Raw genomic sequence first — 24,863 nt, 5'->3', positions numbered from 1 at the left:
GTGGGCGATCAGTCGAGCTTGATGCCCAGTTTCTGGATCAGGCTGCCCCAGCGCGTGTTTTCAGCGCGGATGAACTCGGCAAACTGCTGTGGCGTGTTGACCTTGATATCGGCGCCGATGTTCTCGAAGGCCGTCAGGGCGGGTGCGGTGGCTGCGCCGGTTTTCCAGGCATCGGCCAGCTTGTTGACGATGTCGCGCGGCGTGGACGCCGGTGCAATCAGGCCGAACCAGGTCACCACATCGAAGCCGGCAACGCCCTGCTCGGCCACCGTTGGCACGTTGGGCAAGGCACGCGAGCGCTGGGCCGAGGTCACGGCTATCACCTTGAGCTTGCCCGACTTCACGTTGGGCAGGGTGGTGGTCAGCGAGCTCTCGAAGCTCAGGGGAATCGTGCCGGCCAGCAGGTCCTGGGCGATCTGGCTGGTGCCCTTGTAGGGGATGTGGGTGAGTGCAATGCCAGTGGCGGATTGCAGCAGCTCGGCCGCCAGGTGGGTGCTGGTACCGATGCCCGAGGTGCCGTAGCTGAGCTTGCCGGGATTGGCCTTGGCATAGGCGATCAGTCCCTTGAGGTCATCGAACGGCGCGCTCGGGTGCGCCACGATGGCGCAGGGTGTGAACCCCACCAGCGACACCGGCGCCAGGTCCTTTTCCACGGAGAACGACAGCTTGGGATAGAGCGTGGGCGCAATGGCCAGGCTGCTGATGGCCGACAGGCCGATGGTGTAGCCGTCGCCCGCCGCCTTGGCCACGGCGTCGGTGCCGATGTTGCCGCCGGCGCCGGCCTTGTTCTCCACCACCAGCTGCTGGCCCAGCTTGTCGCCCATCACCTTGGCCGCCGTGCGGCCCATGATGTCGGTCGGACCACCCGGCGGGAACGGCACGACCAGCTTGATCGGCTTGGCGGGCCAGGCGTCTTGCGCCCAGCTGGCCAGTGGAAACGTTGCCAGGGATGTCGACAGGGCGGTACCCATGCCGGTGGCGATGAAATGTCTCCGTTGCATTTTTTCTTCCCTCTTCTGTTACACAAAACGAACCGACACGCTGCCCAGGTTCTGGATGCGCAGCGTGACGTTGTCGCCCGCCTGCACCGCCACGGCCTCGGTGATGCCGCCCGACAGCACCAGGCTGCCGGCCGGCAGCGACTGGCCGCGCCGGCCCAGGTGGTTGACCAGCATGGCCACGGCGGCCGCCGGGTGCCCCAACACCGCGGCGCCGGCGCCCATGGCCACGGGCTGGCCGTTCTTTTCGAGCACCACGCCCAGGGTGCGCAAGTCCACGTCGCGGGCCGAGGCAATGCGCCCGCCGACCACGAAGCGCGCGGCCGAGGTGTTGTCGGCCACCACGCTCTTGAGGTCGAACTTGAAGTCGCGGTAGCGGCTGTCGATGACTTCGATGCCGGGCAGCACGACATCGCTGGCGGCCAGCACGGCGCCGATGTGGCAGCCGGGGCCCTTGAGCTCGGTGCGGGTGATGAAGCAGATCTCGGGCTCGACCTTGGGATGGATCAGGTCGCTGACCTGGACCTCCGCGCCTTCGGGCACGACGAACTCGTCCACCAGGAAGCCGAAGACCGGGTCGGTCACGCCCATCTGCTTCATCTTGGCGTGCGAGGTCAGGCCCGCCTTGTAGCCGACCACGCGGGCGCCGCGCGCCAGCTTGCGCGCCAGGATGCGGTCCTGGATGGCGTAGGCATCGTCCCAGTCCATGTCGGGGTGGGACTCGGTGATCTTGAGGGTGTCCTGCGCCTTCAGCTGGCAGGTTTCCAGGTGGTCGGCCAGCTGGTCGAGGGTGGATGCGTTCAGTGCCATGTTCTTTTCCTTCAAGCTGTCTGCAGGCCGCGCGCCTTGGCGAGGGTGAGCGCGGTGTCTTCGATCATGTCTTCCTGGCCGCCCACCATGCCGCGGCGGCCCATCTCGACGAGGATTTCGCGCGCCGGCACGCCGTACTTCTGGCTGGCGCGCTTGGCGAACAGCAGGAAGGAGCCGTACACGCCGGCATAGCCCAGCGTGAGCGCGTCGCGGTCGATGCGGATGGGGAAGTCCATGATGGGCACCACCAGGTCTTCGGCCACGTCCTGGATCTTGAACACGTCCACGCCGGTCTCGATGCCCATCAGGTCGCACACCGCCACCAGCACTTCCATGGGCGTGTTGCCGGCGCCGGCGCCCAGGCCGGCAGCGGCAGCGTCGATGCGGCTGCAGCCCACCTCGATGGCGGCCAGGCTGTTGGCCACGCCCATGGCCAGGTTGTGGTGGCCGTGAAAGCCCAGCTCGGTCTCAGGCTTGAGGGCCTGGCGCACGGCGCCGAGCTTTTCCTTCACGTCGTGCGGCAGCATGTGGCCGGCCGAGTCGGTGATGTAGATGCAGTTGGCGCCGTAGCCTTCCATCAACTTCGCCTGCGTGACCAGGCCTTGGGCACTGTTCATGTGGCTCATCATCAGAAAGCCCACGGTGTCCATGCCCATCTTGCGGGCCAGGGTGATGTGCTGCTCGCTCACGTCGGCCTCGGTGCAGTGCGTGGCCACGCGGATGGTGCTGACGCCCAGTTCATGCGCCATCTTCAGGTGGTCCACCGTGCCGATACCGGGAATCAGCAGGGCCGAGACCTTGGCCTGCTTCATCAGGGGCACCACGGTGCCCAGGTATTCCTCGTCGGTGTGCGCGGGAAAGCCATAGTTGACCGAGCTGCCACCCAGGCCGTCGCCGTGGGTGACCTCGATCAGGGCCATGCCCGCGGCGTCCAGGCCGCAGGCGATGGTCTTCATCTGCTCCAGCGTCATCAGGTGGCGCTTGGGATGCATGCCGTCGCGCAGCGTCATGTCGTGCAGGCGGACTTTCTTGCCTTGGAGGGTGTTGGTCATGTGCGGCTTCTCCTTACGCAGCCACGGGTTCGAGCGTGAGCGAAACGGACAGGATTTCTTCGGCAAACATCTCGGCCGTGCGGGCGGCGGCGGCGGTCATGATGTCCAGGTTGCCGGCGTACTTGGGCAGGTAGTCGCCCAGGCCCTCGACTTCGAGGAACACGCTCACGCGCTTGCCGTCGAACACCGGGCCATTGACCAGGCGGTAGCCGGGCACGTATTTCTGCACTTCCTTGAGCATCGCGTGGATGGACTCGGTGATCCTGGCCTGGTCGGGCTCGTCTTCGGTGAGGCAGTGCACGGTGTCGCGCATGATCAGCGGCGGCTCGGCCGGGTTGATGATGATGATGGCCTTGCCCTTTGTGGCACCGCCCACCTGCTCGACCGCACTGGCCGTGGTGCGGGTGAACTCGTCGATGTTCTTGCGCGTGCCGGGGCCCACCGACTTGGACGACACGGTGGCCACGATCTCGCCATAGGCCACGGGCTGCACCCGCGAGACTGCCGCGACCATGGGAATGGTGGCCTGGCCGCCGCAGGTGACCATGTTGACATTCATCTCGGCCTTGCCGACATGCTCCTTCAGGTTCACCGGCGGCACGCAGAACGGGCCGATGGCGGCCGGCGTGAGGTCGATCATCAGCGCGCCCTGGGCGTTGACCTTGCGGCTGTTTTCGGCATGCACATAGGCGCTGGTGGCGTCAAAGACGATCTGCACGCCGTCGGCCTTCATGTGGGGGATGAGGCCATCCACACCTTCGTGGGTAGTCTTGATGCCCATTTCGCGGGCGCGTTTGAGGCCGTCGGAATTGGGGTCGATGCCCACCATCCACACCGGCTCCAGCACGGGGCTGCGCTGCAGCTTGGCCAGCAGGTCGGTGCCGATGTTGCCGGGGCCGATCAGGGCGCATTTGATTTTCTTCATGGCAGTCACTTTCTGGAATCCGTCAGATGAAGCGCACCGAGCAGCCGCCGATGCCGCCCATGGTCACGCGCAGGCTGTCGCCCGCGGTGACCGGAACCATGATGCCGAGCGAACCCGACAGCACGACCTCGCCCGCCTCCAGCGCAATGCCATGCTGGCCCAGCGTGTTGGCCAGCCAGGCCACGGCATTGGCCGGGTGGCCCAGCGCAGCGGCTCCGGCGCCGGTGGCGACGATGTCGCCGTTTTTCTCCAGCACCATGCCGACGGTGGCCAGATCGACATCGCGCGGATCGACCAGGCTGTCACCCAGCACGAACACGCCGCACGAAGCGTTGTCGGCCACGGTGTCCTGGATCTTGATCTTCCAGTCCTGGATGCGCGAGTCGACGATCTCGAAGCAGGCCATCACGCCCTCGGTGGCGGCCAGCACATCGGCGGCGGTGACGCCGGGGCCCTTCAGCGTCTTTTTCAGCACGAAAGCGATCTCGCCCTCGGCCTTGGGCTGGATCAACGTGCCGGCGGGGATGGCCTGGCCTTCGTTGTAGAGCATGCCGTCGGTGAGCCAGCCAAAGTCGGGCTGGAACACGCCCAGCATGTCCATCACCGCCTGGCTGGTCACGCCGATCTTCTTGCCCACCACGCGCTCGCCGGCGGCCAGACGGCGCGCCAGCATGCGTTGCTGGATGGCATAGGCGTCGTTGATGGTGATATCGGCATGGCGCGCGGTCAGCGGCGCCACGGTGCGGCAGCCCTTCAGGGCGTCGTAGAGCTCGTCGCCGAGCTGCTCAATCAGTGGTGCTTGCATGAAGTCCTCGATCTCAAAGGGAATGGGGTTCGTCGGTTGCAGCCTCGGCCAGGAAATCGCCCACCAGGCGGGCAAAGCGCGCGGCGTGTTCGATCTGCGTCCAGTGCCCGCACTGGCCGTACACGTGCAGCTGCGAGCGCGGGATCCAGCTGGACAGCGTCAGCGAGGTGGACAGCGGGATCACCTGGTCCTCGCGCCCATGCACCAGCAAGGTCTGGTGCGGCAGGGCGCGGATGTCTTCCTCGCGGCTAGCCATGGCGTCCACCCAGCGCTGGCGGGGCGCGGGGAACATGGCCGAGAACGACTCCTGGAAGCCCGGGCGGATGCTGGCCTCGTAGCGCATGCGGGCCAGGTCGTCGCTCATCAGGCCCTGGTTGAAGGCAAAGTAAGCCATGATGGCGCGCATGTTCTGCACCGAGGGCGTGTAGCCCCACACGGCGTCCAGCCCCTGCGTGATGGGAAAGTGCACGCCCACGCTGCCCATCAGAACCAGGCGGCGCACGCGTTGCGGGTGGCGGATGGCCAGCGCCAGGGCCAGCGCACCGCCAAAGGAGTTGCCGACCAGGTCGGTTTTCTCGATGCCCAGCGCGTCCAGCAGGCCCACGGCCTGGCGCACCCAGCTGTCCATGTCATAGCGCTGGCCTGCCGGGCGGTCGGTGAAGCCGAAGCCGACCATGTCGGGCGCGATCACGCGGGCCTGCTTGGCCAGCTCGGGCATCACCAGGCGCCAGTTGGCCCAGGCCGACACGCCCGGGCCGGAGCCATGGATCATCAGCAGCGGGTGGCCGCTGCCCAGGTCGTGGTAGTTGGTGCGGATGCCCGCTGCTTCGATGCTGTGCCCGATCTCGGGGTTGGAGGCGGTGGCGCTCATCAGAAATGTCTCATTGCCATATTTATAGGAGCTTCTAGCGCATGCCGGGCAATCGCTAGAAGCCGATTCAACTTAAAACTTCACCATCACGTTGCGCAGATCGGTGTAGAACTCCAGCGAATGCACACCGCCTTCGCGGCCGATGCCCGACTGCTTGGAGCCGCCGAACGGCGTGCGCAGGTCGCGCAGGAACCAGGCGTTGATCCAGCACAGGCCCACTTCGATCTGCTGCGCCAGGCGGTTGGCGCGCGCAATGTCCTGCGTGAAGACGGCGGTGGCCAGGCCGTAGCGGTTGGCGTTGACCTTGCCCAGCACTTCTTCTTCGCTGTCGAAGGGGCTGATGTGGCAGCAGGGGCCGAAGATTTCTTCGGTGACCACGGTGGCGGTCTCGGGCAGGCCGGTCCAGATGGTGGGCTGGATCCACGAGCCGTTCTTCAGGTCGCCGGGCATGTCGGGGATGCCGCCGCCGGTGACGATGGTGGCGCCTTCGTCCTTGGCCGTTTTGTACAGGCCCAGCACCTTGGCCTGGTGCTTCTTGCTGATCAGCGGGCCGATCTTGGTGTCCTTGTCGAAGGGCAGGCCGGGTTTCATGCTCTCTGCGCGGTCCTTCAGTGCGGCCACGACCTTCTCGAAGATCGGGCGCTCCACGTACACGCGCTCGGTGCCCAGGCAAACCTGGCCGGCGTTCTCGAAGCAAGAGCGCGTCAGCGTGTCGATGGTGGCCTGGAAGTCGCAGTCGGCAAACACCACGGCGGCGTTCTTGCCGCCCATCTCCAGCGACACCGGGCGCACGCCGTTGGCGGCCGCCTTCATGATGATGCTGCCGGTGCGCGTTTCGCCGGTGAAGGTGATGCCGTTGACGTCGGGGTGTTCGGTCAGGAAGGCGCCGGCGGAGTTGGCGCCAAAGCCGTGCACCACGTTGTACACGCCCTTGGGCATGCCCACCGCATTCATCACCTCGCCCAGCAGCGTGGCGGTGGCGGGGGTTTCCTCGCTCGGCTTGACGACCACGGTGTTGCCGCAGGCCAGCGCCGGGCCGACCTTCCAGGTCATCAGCAAGAGCGGCAGGTTCCACGGACAGACCACGGCGATGACGCCGCGCGGCACGCGCACGCCGTAGCTCAGCGCCGTCTTGCCGTCGGGCGTGCGCATGTTGAACGACTCGGTGGCCGTGCTCTTGATGGTGTCGATGAAGATCTGGAAGTTGGCGGCGCCGCGCGGAATGTCCACATGCGAAGCCAGGTGGTGCGGCTTGCCGGTGTCGGCAATCTCGGCCTGCAGGAAGTCGTCGAAGCGGCGGTTGATCTCGATCGCCACGGCGTCCAGCAGCTTGCAGCGCTCGGCCACCGACAGGCGGCCCCAGTCGCCCTTGAGCGCCGCTTTGGCCGCGGCGACAGCGGCATTGACTTCCACCTGGCCGGCTTCGTAGATGTTGCCGATGACGCTGCCGTTGACCGGGTTGATGTCCTGGAACGTCTTGCCGCTGGTGTTGCGAACATATTCGCCGTTGATGAAATTCAGTATCTGTTTCATGGTGACTTTCTTATCTCGCAAGCACTGACTGGCTGTAACGATAGGGTGGGAGACTCATACTGTCCAATACCAAATTTTCCAAATCTGATACCTTCGAGGTATTAAAAAAAGGAGGTGCACAGTGGATTTGCGCCAGATGAAATACTTTCTTGCGCTCGCCCAGGAGCTGCACTTCGGCCGGGCAGCAGCGCGGCTGCACATGGCGCAGCCGCCGCTGACACGGCAGATCCGGGGGCTGGAGGACGAACTGGGAACCCCTTTGTTCCTGCGCACCGCCAAGGGCGTGGAGCTGACCGCTGCCGGCCAGGCACTGCTGGACGAGGTGCCCAACATCCTGTCGCTGACGCAACGCGCGCGCGACCGCACGCAGCAGGCCGGGCAGGGGCTGATCGGCCTGCTCGACGTGGGCATCTTCGGCTCGGGGGTGCTGGACGTGATCCCCCGGCTGCTGGCCACCTTCCACCAGGCACGTCCCGAGGTGCGCATCGAACTGCACAACCTGACCAAGGGCGAACAGTTGCAGGCGCTGCGCGAGCGCCGCATCACCATCGGCTTCAACCGGCTGGTGCCCCCCGAGCCAGGCTTGGAGGTACTGAACGTGCTGCAGGAAACACTGGTCGTCGGCCTGCCGGAAACCCATCCCCTGTGTGCACGCCAGGAGATCACGCTGCGCGACCTGGACGGCGAGCCGATGATCGTCTACCCCAACGCCCCGCTGCCCGGGCTGGCCCAGGAGGTGGCCAGCGCCTTCCACCGCGAGGGCATTCGCCTGAACGTGGTGCAGGCGGTGGAAGATGTGCTGACCTGCGTGGCCCTGGTGGCGGGCGGTTTTGGCGCCTGCATCACCACCCATTCGGCCACCAGCCTGCGCCTGCCGGGGGTGGTGTACCGGCCGCTGCGCTCGCGCCACCTGCGCGACATCGAGCTCAGCTGCCTGTACCGCACCGACGACATGTCGCCGGTACTGGCGGCATTTCTGGAGGTGGTGGGTGCGTTTGCCAACGCCCAGAGCACGAAGGGCCGGGACGCGGGCGGGCGGGATTGACCCTGCCATGGCCATGGATGGTAGGTCGGCCATGGTCTTCCCGTCAGGCCTCGGAAGGCGCAAGCCCCAGCGCCTGCAAGCCGGCGACCGCGATGGCTTCGTCCTGCGCTTCGCTGCCACCCGAGACACCGATGGCACCGATGCGCATGCCGCCCTCCACGATGGGCAGTCCGCCCCCAAAGGCGACAAAGCGCGGGCGCAACACCAGCCCCTCGCGCACCGCAGGCGAATGTTGCTGCAGCACCGCATGCCACTGGGAGGTCGGCAGGCCGAAACTGGTGGCGGTGTAGGCCTTGTCGATGGCAATATCGACCGAATGCAGCGGCGCGCCGGGCATGCGCACGAACGCCGCCAGCACGCCGGCGGTATCGACCACCGCCACGTTGACCTGCACGCCCAGGGCGGTGGCGGCCTGCACCGCTGCCGCCACGGCGCACAGGGCCGCGGTGGCATCGATCACGCGCTGCTCCCGGCTCAGAGAGGCAGCACCGGAGCCAACGCTGGGATCTGGCATGGCCATGGCGTTCAGAAGGCCTTGACCATCGTCAGCCGCACCAGGTTCCCCTTGGGCTGCGGGCCGGTGCCGGCTTCGGCGCGAAACTCCTTGTAGACCGCGCCCTTGAGGAACACGCCGGCGGCAGCGATCGGGTACACCAGTTCGGCGCCCAGCGCGTGCCGCGAGGACTTGTCGGCGCTGGCGCCCGGGCCGCTGTCGTTGCTGGTCTGCCACTGGCTGTAGCCCACCACCCCCGCCTGCACCGGGCCAAACACCTTGGCCAGCCCCCACTCCACCGTGGCCTGGTTGCCATGGCGAAAGCCACTGTCGGTCTTGCCATGGCGCTCGAAGCGCAACAAGGCCGAACCCGAAATCGTCTTGGCGGCATCGAAGTAGTAGGTCGCACCACCGGTCAGCATCGTGCTCTTGAAGCCCTTGCCCGCCGATGCCGGATGGTCGGTGTTGCCCGAATCCAGCCACATGCCGGCGGCCGCCACGGCATCCCACTGCGCGCCGTGCCAGCCCAGCACCAGGGGGCCGACGTAAACGTCGCCCACACCCGAACGGCTGTCCGCGATGCCCGCGGCATGGATGGTCAGCGAGGTCCGCACCAGCGGCACGATGGCCTCGACACCGTAATCGGCACCCAGCACCTTGTGGCCCGTCATCCAGACAAAGCGATTGGCCAGCGCGGTGACGGTGCCGCTGTTGTGCCCCGGCAGATCGGTGCTGGAGCCCGGTGCGCGAAAGCTGTTGATGTTGTAGTTCACCACATAGCCCAGGTAATACAAGCCGGGCGGCGGCACGCTGGCGGCCTGTGCGCCTTCCACACCGGGAACGTAATGGCCTTCCGCCTGGGCGGCCAGGGGCGCCAGGCTGCCCAGACCCGCCAGCAGGGCGGTCGCTGCAAATGTTTTCTTCATGGGTTTTCTCGTACAACGAAGCAAAGAGGAAATAGCGGAGCCGGGGCGCCGCTTCAGGTGTACACGTCCGTGAAGGACGCCACCAGTTCACCGGTGTGAAAGAAGATCCCGCTGCCCAGCTTGTCCTCGCTCCAGGTGGTCACGGGGCGGTCGGGCTGCGCCAGGTAACCGAGGCCGGCAAAGGTTTCGTTGCGGTTGCCGCTGGGGTCGAAGAAGTAGATGGTCTCGCCGCGCGTGATGCCGTGGCGCGTGGGGGCCACGTCGATCTTGACCTTCTTCTTGGCCATGACATCGGCGGCCTTGAGCACGTCGTGCCACGAATCCAGGAAGAACGCGATGTGGTGCAGGCCGCTGACCGGGCCGCCCACAAAGGCGATGTCGTGCGGCGTGGTGGTGCGCGCCATCCAGGTGGCGGCCTGCATATCGCCCTGGGGGCCGACCAGCACCTGCTCGGTCAGGAAGAAGTCCAGGCATTCCTTCATGAAGCGCGTGTTGTCCTGCACTTTGTTGATGCCCGCCTCGGGGTTCATCTCGCACATCAGCAGCAGGTGGTCGAGCCAGTGCGCGCCCGCGCCCCGGATGCCGTCGGGCCAGGGATCGGGATTGACGGTGCCCACGTCGGTGCCCACGTATTCCTTCATGGCATACAGGCGCATTTCGTGGCCGCTGGGCAGGTTGAACTGCAGCATGCGGCCGGTGGAGGGCAGCGTGCCTTCCGGCAGCAGCGTGGTCTGGATGCCCCAGGCCTCGATGCGGGCCTGCAGCGCCTCCAGGTCCTCGTCTTTCTCCACCTTGTAGGCCACGTGGTTCAGGCCCGCACGGTCGCTGGGCGTGAGGATGATGGAGTATTTGTCCCACTCGTCCCAGCACTTCAGATAGACGTTGCCGGCGTTGTCCTTCATGACCGTCTTGAGGCCCAGGACCTCTTCGTAGTGCTTGACGGCAGCGGCGATATCCATGACCCGCAGGCTCGCGTGGCCGATTCTTAGTACACCCATTTCATGTCTCCTTCGGTTGGTAAATCTTCATTGGTTCAGTTGGCAGGGCGTTGCGCCACCGGGGTAGCGCTGCCCAGAAAAGGCTTGCGCAACCGGGCGGCCACTTCCAGGCACACCGCCTGGGTGGGCGCCACGCGGCAGGCCAGCGTGTAGCCACTGGCTTCTTCTTCGGTGCTGACATGCGCCCGGCTGACGGGTCCGAGCGACTGCACCGCCCCTTCCACAATGCGCACCTTGCAGACCCCGCAGCCGCCGTTGACGCAGCCGGCCGGGATGCCCTTGCGGCCCAGCCGCAACATGCCGGCCAGCAGGCTTTCGTTGGTGGCACAGTCAAAACAGTCGCCGGTCTGCGACACGCTGACGCGCACTTGCGAACAGGGGTTGGCTCCCATGGCGGCTCCTAGATGGTTTTGAACAAGGGGCTGCGCGCCTGCTGCGCATCGGCGGCCGAGAGGAATTTCTCGGTGTAGATGTCGCGCTCGAACAGGCGCCCCTGCATCAGCGCGCCGATACAGGCTTCGATCATGGGCGGGGGGCCGCACAGGTAGGCCTTGTGGCCGGCGAAGCTGCCACCAAAGTGCGCTTTCGCCGCTTCGTGAACAAAGCCGCGCGCGCCGTTCCAGCCATCGCTCCCGGCGGCGTCCGAAAGTGCCGGCACGTAGGTGAAATGCGGGTGGCACTCTGCGAGGGCGCGGAACTCGGCGTCGTAGTACAGCTCCTGCGCGCTGCGCTGCCCGTACACCAGCGTGATGGGCTGCGTGCAGCCACTGGCCAGCAGCTCCAGAATCATGGCGCGCGGGCTGGACAGGCCCGAACCGCCCGCCATGAACACCATGGGCATGGCGGCCGAACGGCGCACAAAGAAACGGCCGTAGGGCCCGGTCAGTTGCAGCCGGTCGCCTTCTCTCAAAGACTCGTGCAGCCAGGTGGTTCCAGCGCCGCCGGGCACCTGGCGCACGTTCAGCTCGATCTCGCTGCTCTGGCCATCGGCACCGGGCGCATTGGCAATCGAGAAGGCGCGCCCCCCGTCAACGCCCGGAATCTGCACTTGCACATACTGCCCGGCCTGGTAATGGATGGGCCGGTCCAGGCGCAGGTGCAGGGCCTTGATGGTCGGCGTGAGCTGCTCGATGCGCGCCACCGTGGCGGTGAAGTCGCGCACCGGTATCACCTTGGCATCGGGGTCGTCGTCAAAGTCGGCCTCGATGGTGGCGTCCGACTGCAGGGTGGCGCAGCAGGCCAGGGTCTTGCCGTCGTCACGCTCCATTTCCATCAGGGCGAACGGGTTGGCCGCGCCATGGTCCACCTCGCCGTCGGTCACCTGCACCTTGCAGGTGCCGCACAGGCCATGGCCGCAGGCGTGCGGAATGTAGATGCCCTGGCGCAGCGCGGCGTCCAGCAGGGTCTGGCCTTCTTCCACCTCGATGGTGGCGCCCAGGGGTTCGAGTGTCAGTTGGTAGCTCATGGCATGTCCTGGACGACGGGGCTGCGCGGTGGCGGCACCCGTCGTCTGTGCGGGCTGGTACGGTTAGCTGAAAGACCCCTGGATACCGGTCAGGCCCGGTGTCCGAAAGCGGATCGCGTCCTTGTGCCCCAGGCCGTTGTCGGCCAGGCTCTTGGCCGGATCGGGCGTCCAGGGCTGGCCCGACTTGAACCACTGGACTTCGTTCCAGTCGATGCGGTCAAAGTCGGGGTGCACGCCATAGACACCGGGCAGCACCGCCTGGGCCAGCGCGCCAAAAGGCATGTCGGCAGGCAGGGGCAGCGCCACCGGGCAGGGAAACATCAGATGCTCGTCCCAACCGATGAAGAGCAGGGGCGCCGGGAAGTTGGCGCGCACGTCCTTGGCGGGAAAGTCGTAGGGCTTGAGGGCGGTAACGCTCATGGCTGTGCTCCTTGGTCTGCGGCGGCCGTTGCACCCGGCACTGGATCGCCGCGCCAGGCGGCAAAGTTCTTCTGGTCTTCCGAACCCTCGAAGTCGAAGTTGTCGCGGCCTACGTTCATGCCGTACCAGTCGAGCACGGCCAGCAGCGGATCGAAGCCTTCGGCCGTTGGGTCCACACCGGGCTTGAAGCAGTGGCCCTGGTAGATCTGCTGCACCGGCAGCCAGGACTGCACGTACTTCTCGGGCTCGTGCTCGAACACATCCTTGCAGCCATCGCTGCAGAAGTGGTACTTGTCGCCCTTGTATTCGGTCTCGCGGTGGCAGATCTTGGTGGGGTCGCCCGGTTCGGTGAAGAGCAGCGGAATCTGGCAGGTGTTGCACAGCATCGGCAGCGTCTTGCTGTAGATGCGCCGACCGGCCTTTTGTTCTTCGCGCAGGTACTCGAAGCGCGGGCGGTAGTACTTGTCGAAGGTGTCGGGGTACTTCTCGCTCAGCCACTGCAGCTCGTCCTCCTTGGGAATCCAGGTGTGGAAGGGGGCTGCGGCACCGTAGTTGTAGAAGGTGTTCCAGGCCTGGTGGCTGATGTGGTCCTTGCCCTCGCAGGCTTCTTTCCAGCCCTTGGGCTCGCGGATGCCATAGCGCGCCAGGTCGCGGAACAGCGCGCCGCCGTTTTCCTCGACATACATCTCCCAGCTTTCCTTCCAGCTCATCACGCGCTTGGGCAGCATGTAGTCCTGCATCATGGCCACCAGTGTGAGCAGGCGGTAGCCGCGCCAGAACCATTTGTCGATCCAGCGCTGCACGATGGGCACGTTGGCCGGATCCTGCTCCAGCATGAACTTGATGCACTCGATGCCCAGCGTCATGTGGCGCGACTCGTCGGACTGCGCCGAGAAGCCGAAGGTCACCGTGGACATGTCGCCGTTGTGCGCCGCACCCGACATGAAGGGCACGAACAGCAGGTTGGTCAGCACGTACTCGAACGAGAAGCTCACGGCGGTGAGGAACTCGAACGGCCCGCCCGACAGCGCATCCTCGAAGAACGACTTGGGCACCGACAGGTACCACACGCGGTCGAACCATTGCGTTGGCTGGTGCAGGCCGTTGAAGTACTTGTTGTAGTGCGACAGCGCGTGCGTCTCGGTCTGGAAGTGGCGCAGCTCATCGATGGACTGCATCTGCGCGGCCACGCGGGCCCCGGCACCGGTGAAATGCCGGCCCACATGCGCAAAGCCGCGGTGCGCGTAGTACTCCAGCGGCGTCACGCCCTGGATGAACAGCTTGAGCGCGTTCACATAGCGCGCATCCGAGATGCCGAGCTGGCCGTTGTTCTGCGCAAAGGCCTCGATCACGGCGTAGAGTTTCTTTTCTTTCTCGCCCTGGTACTTCCAGTAGGCGTCCATGGTCAGGCGAAACGGGTCTTCCCATTTGTCCCAGTCGTGGATCTTGATGCCTTCGTACTGGTCGAACGGAAAGACCTTTTCCATTGGCTGGTAGGTCGTATCCCAGGCCAGGCCGCGCGTCATGGCGGCGTAGCGGTCCTTGAGGCCCAGTTTCTTCTTGATGACAGGTGCGTCCATGGTTTGTCTCCTAATGGTTTCGTGCAACGGCCCGCAGGCTCAGTGTTCCCAGCTCAGCGAAAACTCGTCGTCGTCTTCGTCGATGTATCCCGACAGCGTCACCAGGTTGACGTGCAGCTGCTGCAGGTTGAAGCGCTGGCCGGTCTGCTCTTCGATGGTTTCGCGGCGGATCACGAGGCGACCGGGCGCGTTGATCTTCACGAGCCCCGGTGGATAGGTGGCGCTGGCCTGGGCGTTGTCCGCCAGGATGGCGTCCACGACCGGGCGGGATTCTTCGTTGTCCTGAAAGGCGATGAAGACGCTGGAGACAACGGGTGCGGTAGATGCGTTCATGGTGGTGACTTCCTTCACAGGACCAGGCCCGACTTGCGCGCCCGGGCATCCAGCGCCGTGCGCACGGCGGCCAGGGCCACACTGCCTTGCGCCCCCAGCGCCATGTCCGCCACCGGTGCCAGCGCGGCCTGCGCCAGGTCGGCACAGGTCTTGAACCAGCCGGTGATCAGCGCCCGGTTCTCGTCCGACGCGGCGGCAGCCACCTTGGTGACCGCATCCACCCAGCGCGCGCTCTCGTCGTGCCACTCGGGCATGAAGGCCGTCAGCATGGCCACCGCCGTGCCGCCCTGCACTGCCAGGCGGTCGTCCACGAAATGCGTGTAGACCAGCGGGTACAGCAGGCCGTCAAGGACCAGGTCCTGTGCCACGAACAGCTCGAACGGATCGTTGACGACGAGCGTGTCTTCCACCAGCTTGCGCAGCGGCTGCCAGCGCGGGTCGTGCAGCCAGTCGTTCTTGCCCGCGTCGAGCGCACCGGGCTCGCCCAGGGCCAGCCCCAGGCGCGTGAGGTACTGGGCCACGGCCAGTTGGTCCATGGCATGGAACATGGCTGGCGCCGTGAATGCCGTGCCATAGCCGCGTGAGCAGATCGTGCTGTTGTTCATGTTGCCGCCCCAGGCCACATGGCGCAGCGGCATGAGCACTGCGCAGGCGGCGGCGCGCTGCGCGTCGGGAATCTTGTCGATCAGCCCCCGCGACTCCACGAACTGGTAGTTGGCCTCCATCGCCTCCTGCTGGCGCGCACGCGCCATGGTCCAGTTGGCGTAATAGAACTGGCGCGGGTCGCGCAGCGCATCCCAGTCGGCCAGCTTGACGGCCGTGCGTGCGGTGTCGAACAGCTCGAATTCGGGTTCCCAGGTCGGGCGGTAATGGAAATGCGCGGTGGGCTGCACGCCCACCGTGGCTTCCAGGTAGCGCGACGCGGGTTTGTCACCCGTGTACGCGGCCACGCGGGCGAAGGTGCTGCGCAAAGGCTGGATTTCGCGCGCCTGCAGGTCAATGTTCATGTGCGGTGTCTCCTCAAACGATGGTGGTGGTGCGGTCTTCGATCGGATCGCCGAGGGGGCGCACCTGTTGCGCCCGACAGAACGCCTCGAACGCGCGCTGCGGCAGCATCAGCTCCACCGCCAGCTCCGGCCAGCCGATCGAAAACTCGAACTCGATAAAACCGTTGTCCCGTCTTTTCAGCACACGGACGAACTTGCGCGACACATCGCATTGCAGGCTGTCGGTGGCCAGTGGTTCTGGGTTCATTGCGGGCTCCATGTTTTGGCTTTAGCCCGTCAACAGGTGCACGGGCCGTGCCAACTGTCGATAAAACAGCTTCAATATCGATAAAACAAGGGTTAGCCCCTACAAAACCCCGCACCGGGAAGCTGCCGCGCCCCCCTGGCGGCCGCGCACCGGCGCCTTGCCCGCAAGATGCCGCGGTGCAGCATGATCAAATGCTCAAATCCACCGAGCAGGAACTGATGAAATGGTGAATTCCACCGGTACTGGGGTCATACCCGATGGCGCTCATCAATTTTTTTATCGATAGTGCGCCGATGCCTGCCTCCGCCCTGCCCCCGCTGCCTCCCGATATCGATCTGCGCCGCCTGGTGCACTTTTCTGCGGGCGACGGCCGCATCTGGCTTTCTGGGCAACGCATGCTGCTGGTGCATGCGGCCGCACTGGGCGCCCTGCGCCGGGAGCTGATGAACACCCTGGGACCGGCGCAGACCCGCCGCCTGCTGATGCGCGCGGGCTATGCCTCGGGCGAGCGCGACGCGCAGCTTGCACGCCAGGTGCGCCCCGAGGCATCGCTGTTCGAGATGTTCTCGGTCGGCCCCCAGTTGCACATGCTGGAAGGCGCGGTCCAGGTCACCCCGCAGGTCTTTGAACTCGACGAAGCGGCGGGCCACTTTCATGGGTTTTTCCGCTGGGACCACAGCTGGGAGGTCGAGAGCCATGTGCGCGACTTCGGCCCCCAGGATGGCCCCGTCTGCTGGATGCTGCTGGGCTATGCCTCGGGCTACACCAGCGCGTTCTTTCACCGCGCGGCGCTCTTCAAGGAAGTGCAATGCGCGGCCTGTGGCCAAGGGCACTGCATGATCGAGGGCCGCTTCCAGCACGAGTGGCCCGACGGGGACGCCATAGCACGCGACTACGACGCCGAATCGGTGCTGGTCAAGCTCGACGAGCTGCAGTCGCAGGTGCAGACCCTGCGCACCCAGCTGCAGCCCGCCGATGAGCTGGGGCCGCTGGTGGGGCGCTCGCACGCATTCGAGCAGACCGTGGCGCTGCTGCGCAAGGCCGCGCAGACGCAGGTCACCGTGCTGCTCACGGGCGAAACCGGTGTGGGCAAGGAGCGCTTTGCCCGTGCGCTGCACGCCATGGGCGCACGGGCCGACAAACCCTTCGTGGCCGTGAACTGCGCGGCGCTGCCCGCCGAGCTGATCGAGAGCGAACTCTTCGGCGCCGAGAAAGGTGCCTACACCGGCGCCGCTGCCACGCGCATCGGCCGCTTCGAGCGCGCGCACGGCGGCACCCTGATGCTCGACGAGCTGGGCGAGCTGCCCCTGCCCGCGCAGGCCAAGTTGCTGCGCGTGCTGCAAAGCGGCGAAATCGAACGCCTGGGCGGCACCCAGGTGCGCAAGGTGGATGTGCGCGTGGTGGCCGCCACCAATGTGGACCTCGAAAAGGCCGTGGCCGAGGGGCGCTTCCGGCGCGACCTGCTGTACCGCCTGAACATCTATCCCATCCGCATTCCCTCGCTGCGCGAACGCACCGACGACATCGAACTGATTGCCATGCACCTGCTGCAAAAGTATGCGGTGCAACACGGCAAGCGCATGGCGGGCTTCACCGACCGGGCCCTGCTGGCGATGCGCGCCCATGCCTGGCCAGGCAATGTGCGCGAGCTGGAGAACCTGATCGAGCGCGGTGTCATCCTCACCCCGTCGGACGAGAGCGTGGACGCCGAGGTGCTGTTTCCGCACATCACGATGCAGCCGGGCGCCACCGTCAATGCCGCCGGCACGCTGGAGCGCACCACCACCGCCACGGCCCAGGCCACGCAGCTCTACGACCAGCTGCAAAACAGCGGCCTGACCCTGGAGGCCCTGGAAGACACACTGATCCGCGAAGCCGTGGCACGCGCCGGCGGCAATCTCTCGGCCGCCGCGCGCGCACTGGGCCTGACGCGCCCCCAGTTGAGCTACCGGCTATCGCGCCTGAACGAGCGCGCGCAGGCCTGACCCCACGGATCACCATGGCCAAACGTCCCTATCTGCACGCGCTGAACACCGACCACGACCTTGCAGGCGCGGGCGACACCATCTCGCGCACCCTGATCGAGCAGACCTATGCCGAGCTGCGCGACGACATCATCGAAGGCCGGCTGGAGCCCGGCAGCAAGCTGCCGATCGAGCACCTGCGGGTGCAGTACAACGTGGGCGCCGGCACGCTGCGCGAGGCCATCACCCGGCTGGCCAGCGATGCGCTGGTGACCACGGAAGGGCAGCGTGGCTTTCGCGTGGCCCCGATCACGCTCGAGGAACTGGAAGACATCACCCGCCTGCGGGTGCATGTCGAGATCGATGCGCTGCGCCTGTCGATCCGCAACGGCGGAGCGCACTGGCGGGCCGCGCTGCGGCAAAGCTACGACGCCATCTCGGCACTGGAGCAACCCTTTCAGACGGCGCACCGGCGCCGGTGGGAAATCCTGAACGTGCGTTTTCATGAAGCCCTGCTGGCCGGACAGGAATCGCCATGGACACGCAAGGTACTGGGCCTGCTGGCGCGCCATGGCGAGCGCTACCGCCGCTACGCCATGGGCCTGCCCGGCTCGGTGCGCGACGTGCACGCCGAGCACACCGAGATCTTCGAGCAGGCCATCGCAGGCCGCGAAGCCCGCGCGGCGCTGGCGCTGGAAGCCCATATCCGCGCCACACCCGACCTGCTGGCGCAGGCACTGCGCAACGGCCAGCTGACCTTACCCACAGGGGCCCCCCCTGACGCCGCGCCCGCACCGATGGCCGGCTGAACGTTTGCGCTATCGTTCGGGCCTGCCGCCGCGGCACCAGAACGGTCCCCTCCATGCTCCAGTACCTCACCATCCCCGTCACGCCCTTCCAGCAAAACTGCTCCATCGTCTGGTGCGACGCCACCCGCAAGGCCACCGTCATCGACCCCGGTGGCGATCTGGATCTGCTGCTGGCCGAGATCCAGCGCCTGGGCCTCACGCTGGAACAGATCTGGCTCACCCACGCCCATATTGACCACGCCGGCGGCACCGGCGAGCTGGCCCAGCGCCTTGCGCTGCCCATCGTGGGGCCGCACCCCGGCGACCAGTTCTGGATTGATGGCCTGCCGCAGCAAAGCGCGATGTTCGGTTTTCCGCCCGCGCAGCACTTCACGCCCACCCGCTGGCTGCACGATGGCGACCAGGTGCAGATCGGCCACGAAACGCTGAACGTGCGCCACTGCCCCGGCCATACGCCGGGCCATGTGGTGTTCCATGCGCCGCAGATCGACCGGGCCTTTGTGGGCGACGTGCTGTTTGCCGGCAGCATCGGCCGCACCGACTTCCCCCAGGGCAACCACCAGCAGCTCATAGCCAGCATCACGCAGCGCCTGTGGCCCATGGGCGACCAGACGGTGTTCATCCCCGGCCACGGGCCGGAAAGCTCGTTCGGACGGGAGCGGCAGAGCAACCCTTATGTGGGCGGCACGTGATGCATGGCGGAAGAGATTTTTCGCTATTACTTCAATAGCAAACTAGCCGCCGCGCCGGGCCGCTTCGTACAGCCCCTGCACCTTGGGTACGTTCTGCTCCAGCGCGCGGATGCGCGCCGGACCCGAGGGGTGGGTGGACAAAAAGGCCAGGCCGCCCTGCTTGCTGCCGGTGGCGTTGCCCATCTTTTGCCACAGACTCACGGCGGCCGAGGGCTGGTAGCCCGCGCGCGCGGCCAGCTCCAGCCCCACCAGGTCCGCATCGCTTTCGTCAGCACGGCTGAACTGCAGCGTGAGCAGCTGCCCGCCCAGGCTGGCTGCCGCATTGCCCAGGTCGCCCAGGCCCAGCAACTGCGAACCCAGGCGCAGCGCCAGGTTGGTGCCCTGCGTCTTGGCGATGCGCTCGCGCGCATGCTCGCGCAGGGCGTGGGCCATTTCGTGGCCCATGATCATCGCGGCCTCGTCGTCGGTGAGCTTGAGCTGGTCGAGGATGCCGGTGTAGAAGGCGATCTTGCCGCCCGGCATGCAAAAGGCATTGACCTGCGAGCTGCCGATGAGGTTGACCTCCCAACGCCATTGCCGTGCCCGGTCGTTCCAGGGTGCGGCATGCGGGATCAGCCTTTTGGCAATGGCATGCAGGCGCTGCAGCTGCGGGTGCCCTGCCGGCGCCAGGGCGCGCTGGGCCTTGGCCTGCTGCAGCATCTGCTGGTACTGCTGGGCGGCGGAGTTCTCCAGCGTCTCGGCGGGCACCAGCTTGCGCAGGCTCGATGCCGAGCCCACATCCACCTGCGCCAGCACGGGCGCGGCGGCGCTGGCACCCGCAGCCAGCAGGAAGGCGCGGCGCGCAGACCAGGGTGACGACGGCGCAACGGAGGGTGGGAGGCAGAGCAGGCACATGCAGGAATAATAGACAAAAACCGCCCGGCCCCATGTCAGACACCTCCCCGACCCCACCCCACCCCCCCGCCGTGCGCCCCCCCTGGCTGCAGACCCTGCGCGTGTACCTCGAACCCGCCAGCCTGCGCATGCTGACGCTGGGCTTCTCGGCGGGCCTGCCGCTGCTGCTGGTGCTGGGCACACTCTCGTTTCGCCTGCGCGAGGCGGGCATCGACCGCAGCACCATCGGGTATCTCAGCTGGGTGGGCCTGGCCTATGGCTTCAAATGGCTGTGGGCGCCGCTGGTGGACCGCATGCCGCTGCCGCTGCTCACGCGCTGGCTGGGGCGGCGGCGCAGCTGGCTGTTGCTGTCGCAGGGCATGGTGGTGGCCGGCCTCGTGGGCATGGCGCTGGCCGACCCGCGCCTGACGCTCGGCCCCATCGTGTGGTGCGCCCTGGCGGTGGCCTTTGGTTCGGCCACGCAGGACATTGCGCTCGATGCCTTTCGCATCGAATCGGCCGACGCCGACCGCCAGGCCGCACTGGCCGCCTCGTACCAGACGGGCTACCGCCTGGCCATGATCTGGGCCGGCGCCGGCGTGCTGTGGATCGCTGCGCGCTCGGAAGTGGCGCCCGCCGTGGGGCAGGTGGCGGGCGAGGCCGTGGCCCAGGGTGCGGCCGCCTACCAAAACGGCGCCTGGCAGGCCGCCTACCTGGCCATGGCGGCATCGATGGCCGTGGGCATCGTCACGGTGCTGTTCTCGCGCGAGCCGGTGCCGGTGGTGCTGCCGCCTGCCAAGAACGCCGCCGAATGGCTCAAGGGTGCCGTGGTCGATCCGTTCGCCGATTTTCTGGGCCGCTATGGCTGGCAGGCCGCGCAGATCCTGGCGCTGATCGCCGTGTACCGCATCAGCGACGTGGTCATGGGCATCATGGCCAACCCGTTTTATGTGGACATGGGGTTTACCAAGGACGAGGTGGCGGCGGTCACCAAAGTCTATGGCGTCGTCATGACGCTGGTGGGCGCCTTTGTGGGCGGCGTGCTGTCCATGCGCCTGGGGGTGATGCGCATCCTGATGCTGGGCGCCGTGCTCAGCGCCGGCAGCAACCTGCTGTTTGCCTGGCTGGCGGGGCACGGGCACGACGTGACGGCGCTGATCGCCGTGGTGTCGGCCGACAACCTGGCCAGCGGCATTGCCTCGGCCGCCTTCATTGCCTACCTGTCGAGCCTGACCAATGTGAGCTATTCGGCCACGCAGTACGCGCTGTTCAGCTCGATGATGCTGCTGCTGCCGAAGTTTGTGGCGGGTTTCTCGGGCGACTATGTCAACGCGCATGGCTATGCGCATTTCTTCACGGCCACGGCCCTGCTGGGGCTGCCGGTGCTGGCGCTGGTGTGGTTTGTTTCACGAATCAAAACACCCGCTAGCGCTTGAATATAAAGCGCTAGCCGCTATTGAAGAAATAGCACTCTAGCATTTCTCCGCTTGCCCGGTTTACCGGAACTTTACGGCGGCTTCAACGCTGCGCGACGCCTGCGGGCCACCATGGAGCCCTGCCCCCACCGGCTCCACCACCCCACTACACTGCCCCGATGAGCTCGCACCTGCTGATGATCGAAGACGACGCCCGCCTGGCCCAGATGGTGGGCGAATACCTGGGCCAGTCGGGCCTGCATGTCACGCACCGCGCCGACGGCGCCAGCGGCCTGGCGCAGTTGCAGGGCGAAAGCGCGGGCCCCTTGCCCGACCTGGTCATCCTCGACCTGATGCTGCCCGACATGGACGGCCTGGATGTCTGCCGCCGCATCCGCGCGCTGCAGGGGCCCGCCGCCCAGGTGCCGGTGCTCATGCTCACCGCCAAGGGCGACCCCATGGACCGCATCATCGGCCTGGAGCTGGGCGCCGACGACTACCTGCCCAAGCCGTTTGAACCCCGCGAGCTGCTGGCCCGCATCCGCGCCATATTGCGCCGGCGCACCGACGGCGCCAGCGCGCCGGCCGCGCAGACCCTGCGCTTCGGTACCCTCGAAATCGACCGCGATGCCCGCAGCGTGACGGTGGCCGGCGCGGCGGCCGACCTCACCTCCTACCAGTTCGACCTGCTGGTGGCGCTGGCCGAGCGCGCCGGCCGCGTGCTCACGCGCGACCAGATCATGGAAGCCGTGCGCGGCCGCGAACTGGAGGCGTTTGACCGCTCGATCGACGTGCACATGGGCCGCATCCGCGCGGCCATCGAGGTGGACGCCAAGAACCCGCGCCGCATCCTGACGGTGCGCGGCGTGGGCTACGTCTTTGCCAAGCAGCAGGATTGACGTGAAACATCCCCCTGTGGCGCTGCGCGCTTTCCCCCTTCTCTCGCATCGCTGCGCGCTGCGGGAAGAGGGACGCCGCCAGTGCGGCGGGGCGGCCCTTGCACGGCGGCCCTGGCTGGGGCCGCGCCCCTTGCGCGGGCCGCAGTCCACGGGTGCGGGGCATGGCGGTGTTTGATCTTTTTTCGCGCCGCCTGTACCTGCGCATCTGGCTGGCCGTGGTCGGCGGCGTGGCCGTGCTCACCCTGGCCGTGGGCTGGGCCTGGCGCATTGCCGCCGAGCAGAACGCACAACCCATGGCGCCGCCCGCCCGCGAAGTGGTGCTGCGCGACAGCGAGGGCCACACGCTGGTCGCCGGGCTCGCCACGCGCGTGCCCGGACCGCCGGGCGAGGGGCTGGAGCTGAGCATTGACAGCGCCGACGGCAGCACCTACAGCCTGCAGCTGGCACCGCGCGGCGACCGGGGCAATCACCCCGGGCCCAACCGCCGCGCCGACGCCGCCTTCTGGACCCGGCCCCCCTTCGGCTTCCTGTGGATGCTGGGCCTGGTGGGCCTGGCCGTGGCCGTGGGGGTGTTTCCCATCATCCGCCGCCTGCTGCAGCGGCTGGAGACCCTGCAGCGCAGCGTGCAGCGCTTTGGCGAGGGCGACCTGTCGGTGCGCGTGCCCGAGCAGGGGCAGGACGAGGTGGCCCACCTGGCGCGCCAGTTCAATGCCGCCGCCGCCCGCATCGAGGCCCTGGTCAAGACCCACAAGTCGCTGCTGGCCAATGCCTCGCACGAGCTGCGCTCGCCGCTCACGCGCATCCGCATGGGCCTGGAGCTGATGGGCGGACAGCAGCCCTCACCCGCGTTCCGCGAAGAAATCCTGCGCAACATCGCCGAGCTCGACCAGCTGGTCGACGAAATCCTGTTGTCCAGCCGGCTGGACGCGCGCGAGGCCGATGTGGGCACGGTGGAGCTGGTGGACCTGATCGGACTGGCCGCCGAGGAATGCGCCCGGGTCGGTGCCGACCTGGATGTCAGCGCCAGCGCCGATGCGCTGCAAGTGCGCGGCGTGGCCAAGCTGCTGCGCCGCGCGCTGCGCAATCTGCTGGAAAACGCACGCCGCTACAGCCAGGGCACCATCACGGCGGTGGTGCAGCGGCACAACGGCCAGGCGCGCTTGAGCGTGCTCGACCAGGGGCCTGGCGTTCCCCCCGCCTTGCGCGAACGCATCTTCGAGCCCTTCTACCGCCTGCCGGGTGCCAGCGAACGTGCCGGCGGCGTGGGCCTGGGGCTGGCCCTGGTGCGCTCGATTGCCGAGCGGCACAACGGCTCGGTGCGGTGCGATGATCGACCCGACGGCGCCAGTGGCGCATGTTTTGTGCTGTCCTTGCCGCTGGCACCTGCCTCACCCACAGCCACCACGGCACCCGCTCCGCACTGATCAGCGCGCCCTGCGGTGCGGCGGCAGTGGCCAACGCCAGGCCGACAGCCCGTACATCACCGCCCCGGCCACCAGCGCGGCCGCCGCCAGCGCCAGGCCGCGCGCAAAGCCCCGGCCCGGATCGCCCTGCGCAATCAGCCAGGCCACCAGGGGCGGCCCGGCGATCTGGCCCAGGCCGTAGACGGCCGTCACCAGGCTGGCAAAACTGTCGGCCGAAGCCGGCCACAGGCGCCGCGCCTCCTGCAGGCCATAGAAGGTGATGGCCGTGAACGGCAGGCCCACGCACAGGCTGCTGAGCGCAAAACCGGCGGGCGTGGGCCAGGCCAGCCCCAGCGCAATGCCCAGCGCCTGCAGCGCATAGGCGGCCAGCAGCAGCCAGCGCCGGTCCCAGGCCGGGGGCGCCCGCGTGCTCAGCGCCGCGCCCATCGCCACGCCGGCACCGAACACCGGCCAGAAAAGGTCCGGCCAGGGTGAACCCGGCGGCAGCGCGGCGCGCGCGATGACGGGCAGAAAGGTGGCGGTGACGATGTAACCCAGCCCCGCCAGGCCATAGGCCAGCGCATGCACGGCCCGCGCCACCGCCGTACCGGCGCCCTGCGCCCGCGCCGCAGCCGGCGGCGCCCCCTTTGCAGGGTCCGTGGCCCGGACCTGGGCCGCCCGACCCCGCACCACGGGCCAGACCCCCACGCACAGCAGCACCGACAGCCCGCCGAACACCACCCAGCCCGAAGCCGCCCGCCACTGCCCGGCCACCATGGCGCTGGCCGCCAGCCCCGTGAGCACGATGCCCACGCCCGGCCCGCAGAAGATCAGCCCGCCCATGGCCGGCCGGCCCAGCGCCGCCAGGCGCACCATGCACCAGGCCGCCACGTTGAGCAGCACCACGGCGCTGGCCGCCCCCGCCACCCAACGCAGCGCCGGCCAGCTGGCGGGTATCGGCAGCGCCATGGCCAGCGTGAGCAGCACCGTGGCCACCAGCCCCGCGCGCGCCAGCCGTGCCGGGTGCCAGCGGGCGTAGAACCCGGGCGCCAGCCAGGGCAGTGCCATGCAGGCCAGGGCGCCCACCAGGTAGCCCACGTAATTGGCCGTGGCCAGCCAGCTGCCCTCGGCGAGCGTGAGCACGCCGTCGTGCAGCATCATGGGCAGCAGCGGTGTGAACGCAAAGCGCCCCACGCCCATGGCCACGGCCAGCGCCAGCATGCCCGCCAGCGCCACGACAAGGGGCCGGTCAGCCCAGGGCGTTGGTGCGGGGTGGGCGGTGGCCTGTGGTTCCATAGCG

26 protein-coding genes are annotated in these 24,863 nt (G+C 67.3%); 7 read left to right on the top strand and 19 right to left on the bottom strand.

Features of this window, described 5'->3' with window-relative positions; translation table 11 throughout:
* Window positions 1-8: 8 nt before the first annotated feature.
* The 7 genes from BLW02_RS13280 to BLW02_RS13250 all read right to left on the bottom strand — a co-directional run bounded on the left by BLW02_RS13280 (window position 9) and on the right by BLW02_RS13250 (window position 6,994).
* The gene (locus BLW02_RS13280) at window positions 9-1,001 is read right to left on the bottom strand and encodes a Bug family tripartite tricarboxylate transporter substrate binding protein (protein ID WP_092699320.1); all 993 of its coding nucleotides are present in this window, start codon (window positions 999-1,001) and stop codon (window positions 9-11) included.
* 18 nt (window positions 1,002-1,019) lie between these two features.
* A complete protein-coding gene (gene dmpH / locus BLW02_RS13275; protein WP_092699350.1) occupies window positions 1,020-1,808 on the bottom strand; it encodes a 2-oxo-3-hexenedioate decarboxylase in 789 nt (262 codons plus the stop codon).
* Window positions 1,809-1,819: 11 nt separating this feature from the next.
* On the bottom strand, window positions 1,820-2,860 hold the full coding sequence (dmpG, locus tag BLW02_RS13270) for a 4-hydroxy-2-oxovalerate aldolase (protein ID WP_092699318.1): 1,041 nt from the start codon (window positions 2,858-2,860) through the stop codon (window positions 1,820-1,822).
* 13 nt (window positions 2,861-2,873) lie between these two features.
* A complete protein-coding gene (locus BLW02_RS13265; protein ID WP_092699316.1) occupies window positions 2,874-3,785 on the bottom strand; it encodes an acetaldehyde dehydrogenase (acetylating) in 912 nt (303 codons plus the stop codon).
* Window positions 3,786-3,807: 22 nt separating this feature from the next.
* Window positions 3,808-4,590, bottom strand: a complete 783-nt coding sequence (gene dmpE, locus BLW02_RS13260) for a 2-oxopent-4-enoate hydratase (RefSeq protein ID WP_092699314.1) — start codon at window positions 4,588-4,590, stop codon at window positions 3,808-3,810.
* A gap of 13 nt (window positions 4,591-4,603) precedes the next feature.
* A complete protein-coding gene (locus BLW02_RS13255) occupies window positions 4,604-5,461 on the bottom strand; it encodes an alpha/beta fold hydrolase (RefSeq protein ID WP_092699312.1) in 858 nt (285 codons plus the stop codon).
* A 72-nt stretch (window positions 5,462-5,533) separates the two neighbouring features.
* Entirely contained in the window at window positions 5,534-6,994 is a 1,461-nt protein-coding gene (locus tag BLW02_RS13250; protein WP_092699310.1) for a 2-hydroxymuconic semialdehyde dehydrogenase, read from the bottom strand.
* A gap of 121 nt (window positions 6,995-7,115) precedes the next feature.
* Between BLW02_RS13250 and BLW02_RS13245 the strand changes: the two genes are divergently transcribed.
* Window positions 7,116-8,039 carry a LysR family transcriptional regulator gene (locus BLW02_RS13245; protein ID WP_092699308.1) on the top strand — a complete coding sequence of 308 codons (924 nt, stop codon included), beginning with the start codon at window positions 7,116-7,118 and terminating at the stop codon, window positions 8,037-8,039.
* Window positions 8,040-8,082: 43 nt separating this feature from the next.
* Here BLW02_RS13245 and BLW02_RS13240 read toward each other — a convergent pair whose 3' ends face one another.
* The 10 genes from BLW02_RS13240 to BLW02_RS13195 form a co-directional block, all read right to left on the bottom strand.
* Window positions 8,083-8,559 (bottom strand): GlcG/HbpS family heme-binding protein, encoded by a 477-nt coding sequence (locus BLW02_RS13240; RefSeq protein ID WP_244273693.1) that lies wholly within the window; start codon window positions 8,557-8,559, stop codon window positions 8,083-8,085.
* Between the two features lie 5 nt (window positions 8,560-8,564).
* Window positions 8,565-9,458, bottom strand: coding sequence for a SphA family protein (locus tag BLW02_RS13235; protein ID WP_092699306.1), 894 nt, complete (start codon window positions 9,456-9,458; stop codon window positions 8,565-8,567).
* Between the two features lie 53 nt (window positions 9,459-9,511).
* The gene (locus tag BLW02_RS13230; RefSeq protein ID WP_092699304.1) at window positions 9,512-10,456 is read right to left on the bottom strand and encodes a catechol 2,3-dioxygenase; all 945 of its coding nucleotides are present in this window, start codon (window positions 10,454-10,456) and stop codon (window positions 9,512-9,514) included.
* A 35-nt stretch (window positions 10,457-10,491) separates the two neighbouring features.
* Window positions 10,492-10,848, bottom strand: a complete 357-nt coding sequence (locus tag BLW02_RS13225; protein ID WP_092699302.1) for a 2Fe-2S iron-sulfur cluster-binding protein — start codon at window positions 10,846-10,848, stop codon at window positions 10,492-10,494.
* Between the two features lie 8 nt (window positions 10,849-10,856).
* Window positions 10,857-11,921: an NADH:ubiquinone reductase (Na(+)-transporting) subunit F gene (locus BLW02_RS13220; protein WP_092699300.1), complete on the bottom strand. Its 1,065-nt coding sequence runs from the start codon at window positions 11,919-11,921 to the stop codon at window positions 10,857-10,859.
* A 63-nt stretch (window positions 11,922-11,984) separates the two neighbouring features.
* Window positions 11,985-12,341: a phenol hydroxylase subunit P4 gene (locus BLW02_RS13215; RefSeq protein ID WP_092699297.1), complete on the bottom strand. Its 357-nt coding sequence runs from the start codon at window positions 12,339-12,341 to the stop codon at window positions 11,985-11,987.
* Complete coding sequence (locus BLW02_RS13210; RefSeq protein ID WP_092699295.1) at window positions 12,338-13,921, bottom strand: aromatic/alkene/methane monooxygenase hydroxylase/oxygenase subunit alpha; 1,584 nt, start codon at window positions 13,919-13,921, stop codon at window positions 12,338-12,340. Before BLW02_RS13210 ends, BLW02_RS13215 begins: the two co-directional genes overlap by 4 nt.
* Window positions 13,922-13,960: 39 nt before the next feature.
* Window positions 13,961-14,254, bottom strand: a complete 294-nt coding sequence (locus BLW02_RS13205; protein ID WP_092699346.1) for an MmoB/DmpM family protein — start codon at window positions 14,252-14,254, stop codon at window positions 13,961-13,963.
* 14 nt (window positions 14,255-14,268) lie between these two features.
* The gene (locus BLW02_RS13200; protein WP_092699293.1) at window positions 14,269-15,261 is read right to left on the bottom strand and encodes a ferritin family protein; all 993 of its coding nucleotides are present in this window, start codon (window positions 15,259-15,261) and stop codon (window positions 14,269-14,271) included.
* Window positions 15,262-15,274: 13 nt separating this feature from the next.
* On the bottom strand, window positions 15,275-15,508 hold the full coding sequence (locus BLW02_RS13195) for a phenol hydroxylase subunit (protein WP_342029670.1): 234 nt from the start codon (window positions 15,506-15,508) through the stop codon (window positions 15,275-15,277).
* 293 nt (window positions 15,509-15,801) lie between these two features.
* On the opposite strand from BLW02_RS13195, the gene BLW02_RS13190 reads away from it, so the two are divergent.
* Genes BLW02_RS13190 through BLW02_RS13180 form a run of 3 tightly spaced genes read left to right on the top strand, consistent with a single transcriptional unit; the run spans window position 15,802 to window position 18,973 of the window.
* Window positions 15,802-17,493: a sigma-54-dependent Fis family transcriptional regulator gene (locus tag BLW02_RS13190; RefSeq protein WP_092699344.1), complete on the top strand. Its 1,692-nt coding sequence runs from the start codon at window positions 15,802-15,804 to the stop codon at window positions 17,491-17,493.
* A gap of 14 nt (window positions 17,494-17,507) precedes the next feature.
* Window positions 17,508-18,281 (top strand): GntR family transcriptional regulator, encoded by a 774-nt coding sequence (locus tag BLW02_RS13185; protein ID WP_092699289.1) that lies wholly within the window; start codon window positions 17,508-17,510, stop codon window positions 18,279-18,281.
* A 53-nt stretch (window positions 18,282-18,334) separates the two neighbouring features.
* The gene (locus BLW02_RS13180) at window positions 18,335-18,973 is read left to right on the top strand and encodes an MBL fold metallo-hydrolase (protein ID WP_092699287.1); all 639 of its coding nucleotides are present in this window, start codon (window positions 18,335-18,337) and stop codon (window positions 18,971-18,973) included.
* Between the two features lie 42 nt (window positions 18,974-19,015).
* Here BLW02_RS13180 and BLW02_RS13175 read toward each other — a convergent pair whose 3' ends face one another.
* The gene (locus BLW02_RS13175; RefSeq protein WP_092699285.1) at window positions 19,016-19,867 is read right to left on the bottom strand and encodes a M48 family metallopeptidase; all 852 of its coding nucleotides are present in this window, start codon (window positions 19,865-19,867) and stop codon (window positions 19,016-19,018) included.
* A gap of 32 nt (window positions 19,868-19,899) precedes the next feature.
* Here BLW02_RS13175 and BLW02_RS13170 point away from each other — a divergent pair, with 32 nt between their 5' ends.
* The 3 genes from BLW02_RS13170 to BLW02_RS13160 all read left to right on the top strand — a co-directional run bounded on the left by BLW02_RS13170 (window position 19,900) and on the right by BLW02_RS13160 (window position 23,584).
* Window positions 19,900-21,282 (top strand): AmpG family muropeptide MFS transporter, encoded by a 1,383-nt coding sequence (locus BLW02_RS13170; RefSeq protein WP_092699283.1) that lies wholly within the window; start codon window positions 19,900-19,902, stop codon window positions 21,280-21,282.
* A gap of 158 nt (window positions 21,283-21,440) precedes the next feature.
* Window positions 21,441-22,160, top strand: coding sequence for a response regulator transcription factor (locus BLW02_RS13165; protein ID WP_092699281.1), 720 nt, complete (start codon window positions 21,441-21,443; stop codon window positions 22,158-22,160).
* A gap of 161 nt (window positions 22,161-22,321) precedes the next feature.
* Window positions 22,322-23,584 carry an ATP-binding protein gene (locus BLW02_RS13160; RefSeq protein WP_092699279.1) on the top strand — a complete coding sequence of 421 codons (1,263 nt, stop codon included), beginning with the start codon at window positions 22,322-22,324 and terminating at the stop codon, window positions 23,582-23,584.
* Here the strand turns inward: BLW02_RS13160 and BLW02_RS13155 are convergent, their stop codons facing one another.
* Window positions 23,585-24,859, bottom strand: coding sequence for a YbfB/YjiJ family MFS transporter (locus tag BLW02_RS13155; protein WP_092699277.1), 1,275 nt, complete (start codon window positions 24,857-24,859; stop codon window positions 23,585-23,587). It lies immediately after the preceding gene.
* Window positions 24,860-24,863: the final 4 nt, after the last annotated feature.

Origin of the sequence: Acidovorax soli, from assembly GCF_900107605.1 — a bacterium.
Taxonomy (GTDB): Bacteria; Pseudomonadota; Gammaproteobacteria; order Burkholderiales; family Burkholderiaceae_C; genus Acidovorax; species Acidovorax soli.
This window is presented reverse-complemented; position numbering and strand designations above follow the sequence as displayed.

Bases quoted from the DNA above. Each gene is read 5' to 3' on its own strand.
- BLW02_RS13200 (WP_092699293.1), bottom strand. From the start codon at position 15,261: ATGAACATTGACCTGCAGGCGCGCGAAATCCAGCCTTTGCGCAGCACC.
- BLW02_RS13155 (WP_092699277.1), bottom strand. From the start codon at position 24,859: ATGGAACCACAGGCCACCGCCCACCCCGCACCAACGCCCTGGGCTGAC.
- BLW02_RS13205 (WP_092699346.1), bottom strand. From the start codon at position 14,254: ATGAACGCATCTACCGCACCCGTTGTCTCCAGCGTCTTCATCGCCTTT.
- dmpE (WP_092699314.1), bottom strand. From the start codon at position 4,590: ATGCAAGCACCACTGATTGAGCAGCTCGGCGACGAGCTCTACGACGCC.
- BLW02_RS13175 (WP_092699285.1), bottom strand. From the start codon at position 19,867: ATGTGCCTGCTCTGCCTCCCACCCTCCGTTGCGCCGTCGTCACCCTGG.
- BLW02_RS13250 (WP_092699310.1), bottom strand. From the start codon at position 6,994: ATGAAACAGATACTGAATTTCATCAACGGCGAATATGTTCGCAACACC.
- dmpG (WP_092699318.1), bottom strand. From the start codon at position 2,860: ATGACCAACACCCTCCAAGGCAAGAAAGTCCGCCTGCACGACATGACG.
- BLW02_RS13280 (WP_092699320.1), bottom strand. From the start codon at position 1,001: ATGCAACGGAGACATTTCATCGCCACCGGCATGGGTACCGCCCTGTCG.
- BLW02_RS13185 (WP_092699289.1), top strand. From the start codon at position 17,508: ATGGCCAAACGTCCCTATCTGCACGCGCTGAACACCGACCACGACCTT.
- BLW02_RS13165 (WP_092699281.1), top strand. From the start codon at position 21,441: ATGAGCTCGCACCTGCTGATGATCGAAGACGACGCCCGCCTGGCCCAG.
- BLW02_RS13235 (WP_092699306.1), bottom strand. From the start codon at position 9,458: ATGAAGAAAACATTTGCAGCGACCGCCCTGCTGGCGGGTCTGGGCAGC.
- dmpH (WP_092699350.1), bottom strand. From the start codon at position 1,808: ATGGCACTGAACGCATCCACCCTCGACCAGCTGGCCGACCACCTGGAA.
- BLW02_RS13220 (WP_092699300.1), bottom strand. From the start codon at position 11,921: ATGAGCTACCAACTGACACTCGAACCCCTGGGCGCCACCATCGAGGTG.
- BLW02_RS13265 (WP_092699316.1), bottom strand. From the start codon at position 3,785: ATGAAGAAAATCAAATGCGCCCTGATCGGCCCCGGCAACATCGGCACC.
- BLW02_RS13170 (WP_092699283.1), top strand. From the start codon at position 19,900: ATGTCAGACACCTCCCCGACCCCACCCCACCCCCCCGCCGTGCGCCCC.
- BLW02_RS13160 (WP_092699279.1), top strand. From the start codon at position 22,322: ATGGCGGTGTTTGATCTTTTTTCGCGCCGCCTGTACCTGCGCATCTGG.
- BLW02_RS13230 (WP_092699304.1), bottom strand. From the start codon at position 10,456: ATGGGTGTACTAAGAATCGGCCACGCGAGCCTGCGGGTCATGGATATC.
- BLW02_RS13210 (WP_092699295.1), bottom strand. From the start codon at position 13,921: ATGGACGCACCTGTCATCAAGAAGAAACTGGGCCTCAAGGACCGCTAC.
- BLW02_RS13225 (WP_092699302.1), bottom strand. From the start codon at position 10,848: ATGGGAGCCAACCCCTGTTCGCAAGTGCGCGTCAGCGTGTCGCAGACC.
- BLW02_RS13180 (WP_092699287.1), top strand. From the start codon at position 18,335: ATGCTCCAGTACCTCACCATCCCCGTCACGCCCTTCCAGCAAAACTGC.
- BLW02_RS13190 (WP_092699344.1), top strand. From the start codon at position 15,802: ATGCCTGCCTCCGCCCTGCCCCCGCTGCCTCCCGATATCGATCTGCGC.
- BLW02_RS13195 (WP_342029670.1), bottom strand. From the start codon at position 15,508: ATGAACCCAGAACCACTGGCCACCGACAGCCTGCAATGCGATGTGTCG.
- BLW02_RS13240 (WP_244273693.1), bottom strand. From the start codon at position 8,559: ATGGCCATGCCAGATCCCAGCGTTGGCTCCGGTGCTGCCTCTCTGAGC.
- BLW02_RS13255 (WP_092699312.1), bottom strand. From the start codon at position 5,461: ATGAGCGCCACCGCCTCCAACCCCGAGATCGGGCACAGCATCGAAGCA.
- BLW02_RS13215 (WP_092699297.1), bottom strand. From the start codon at position 12,341: ATGAGCGTTACCGCCCTCAAGCCCTACGACTTTCCCGCCAAGGACGTG.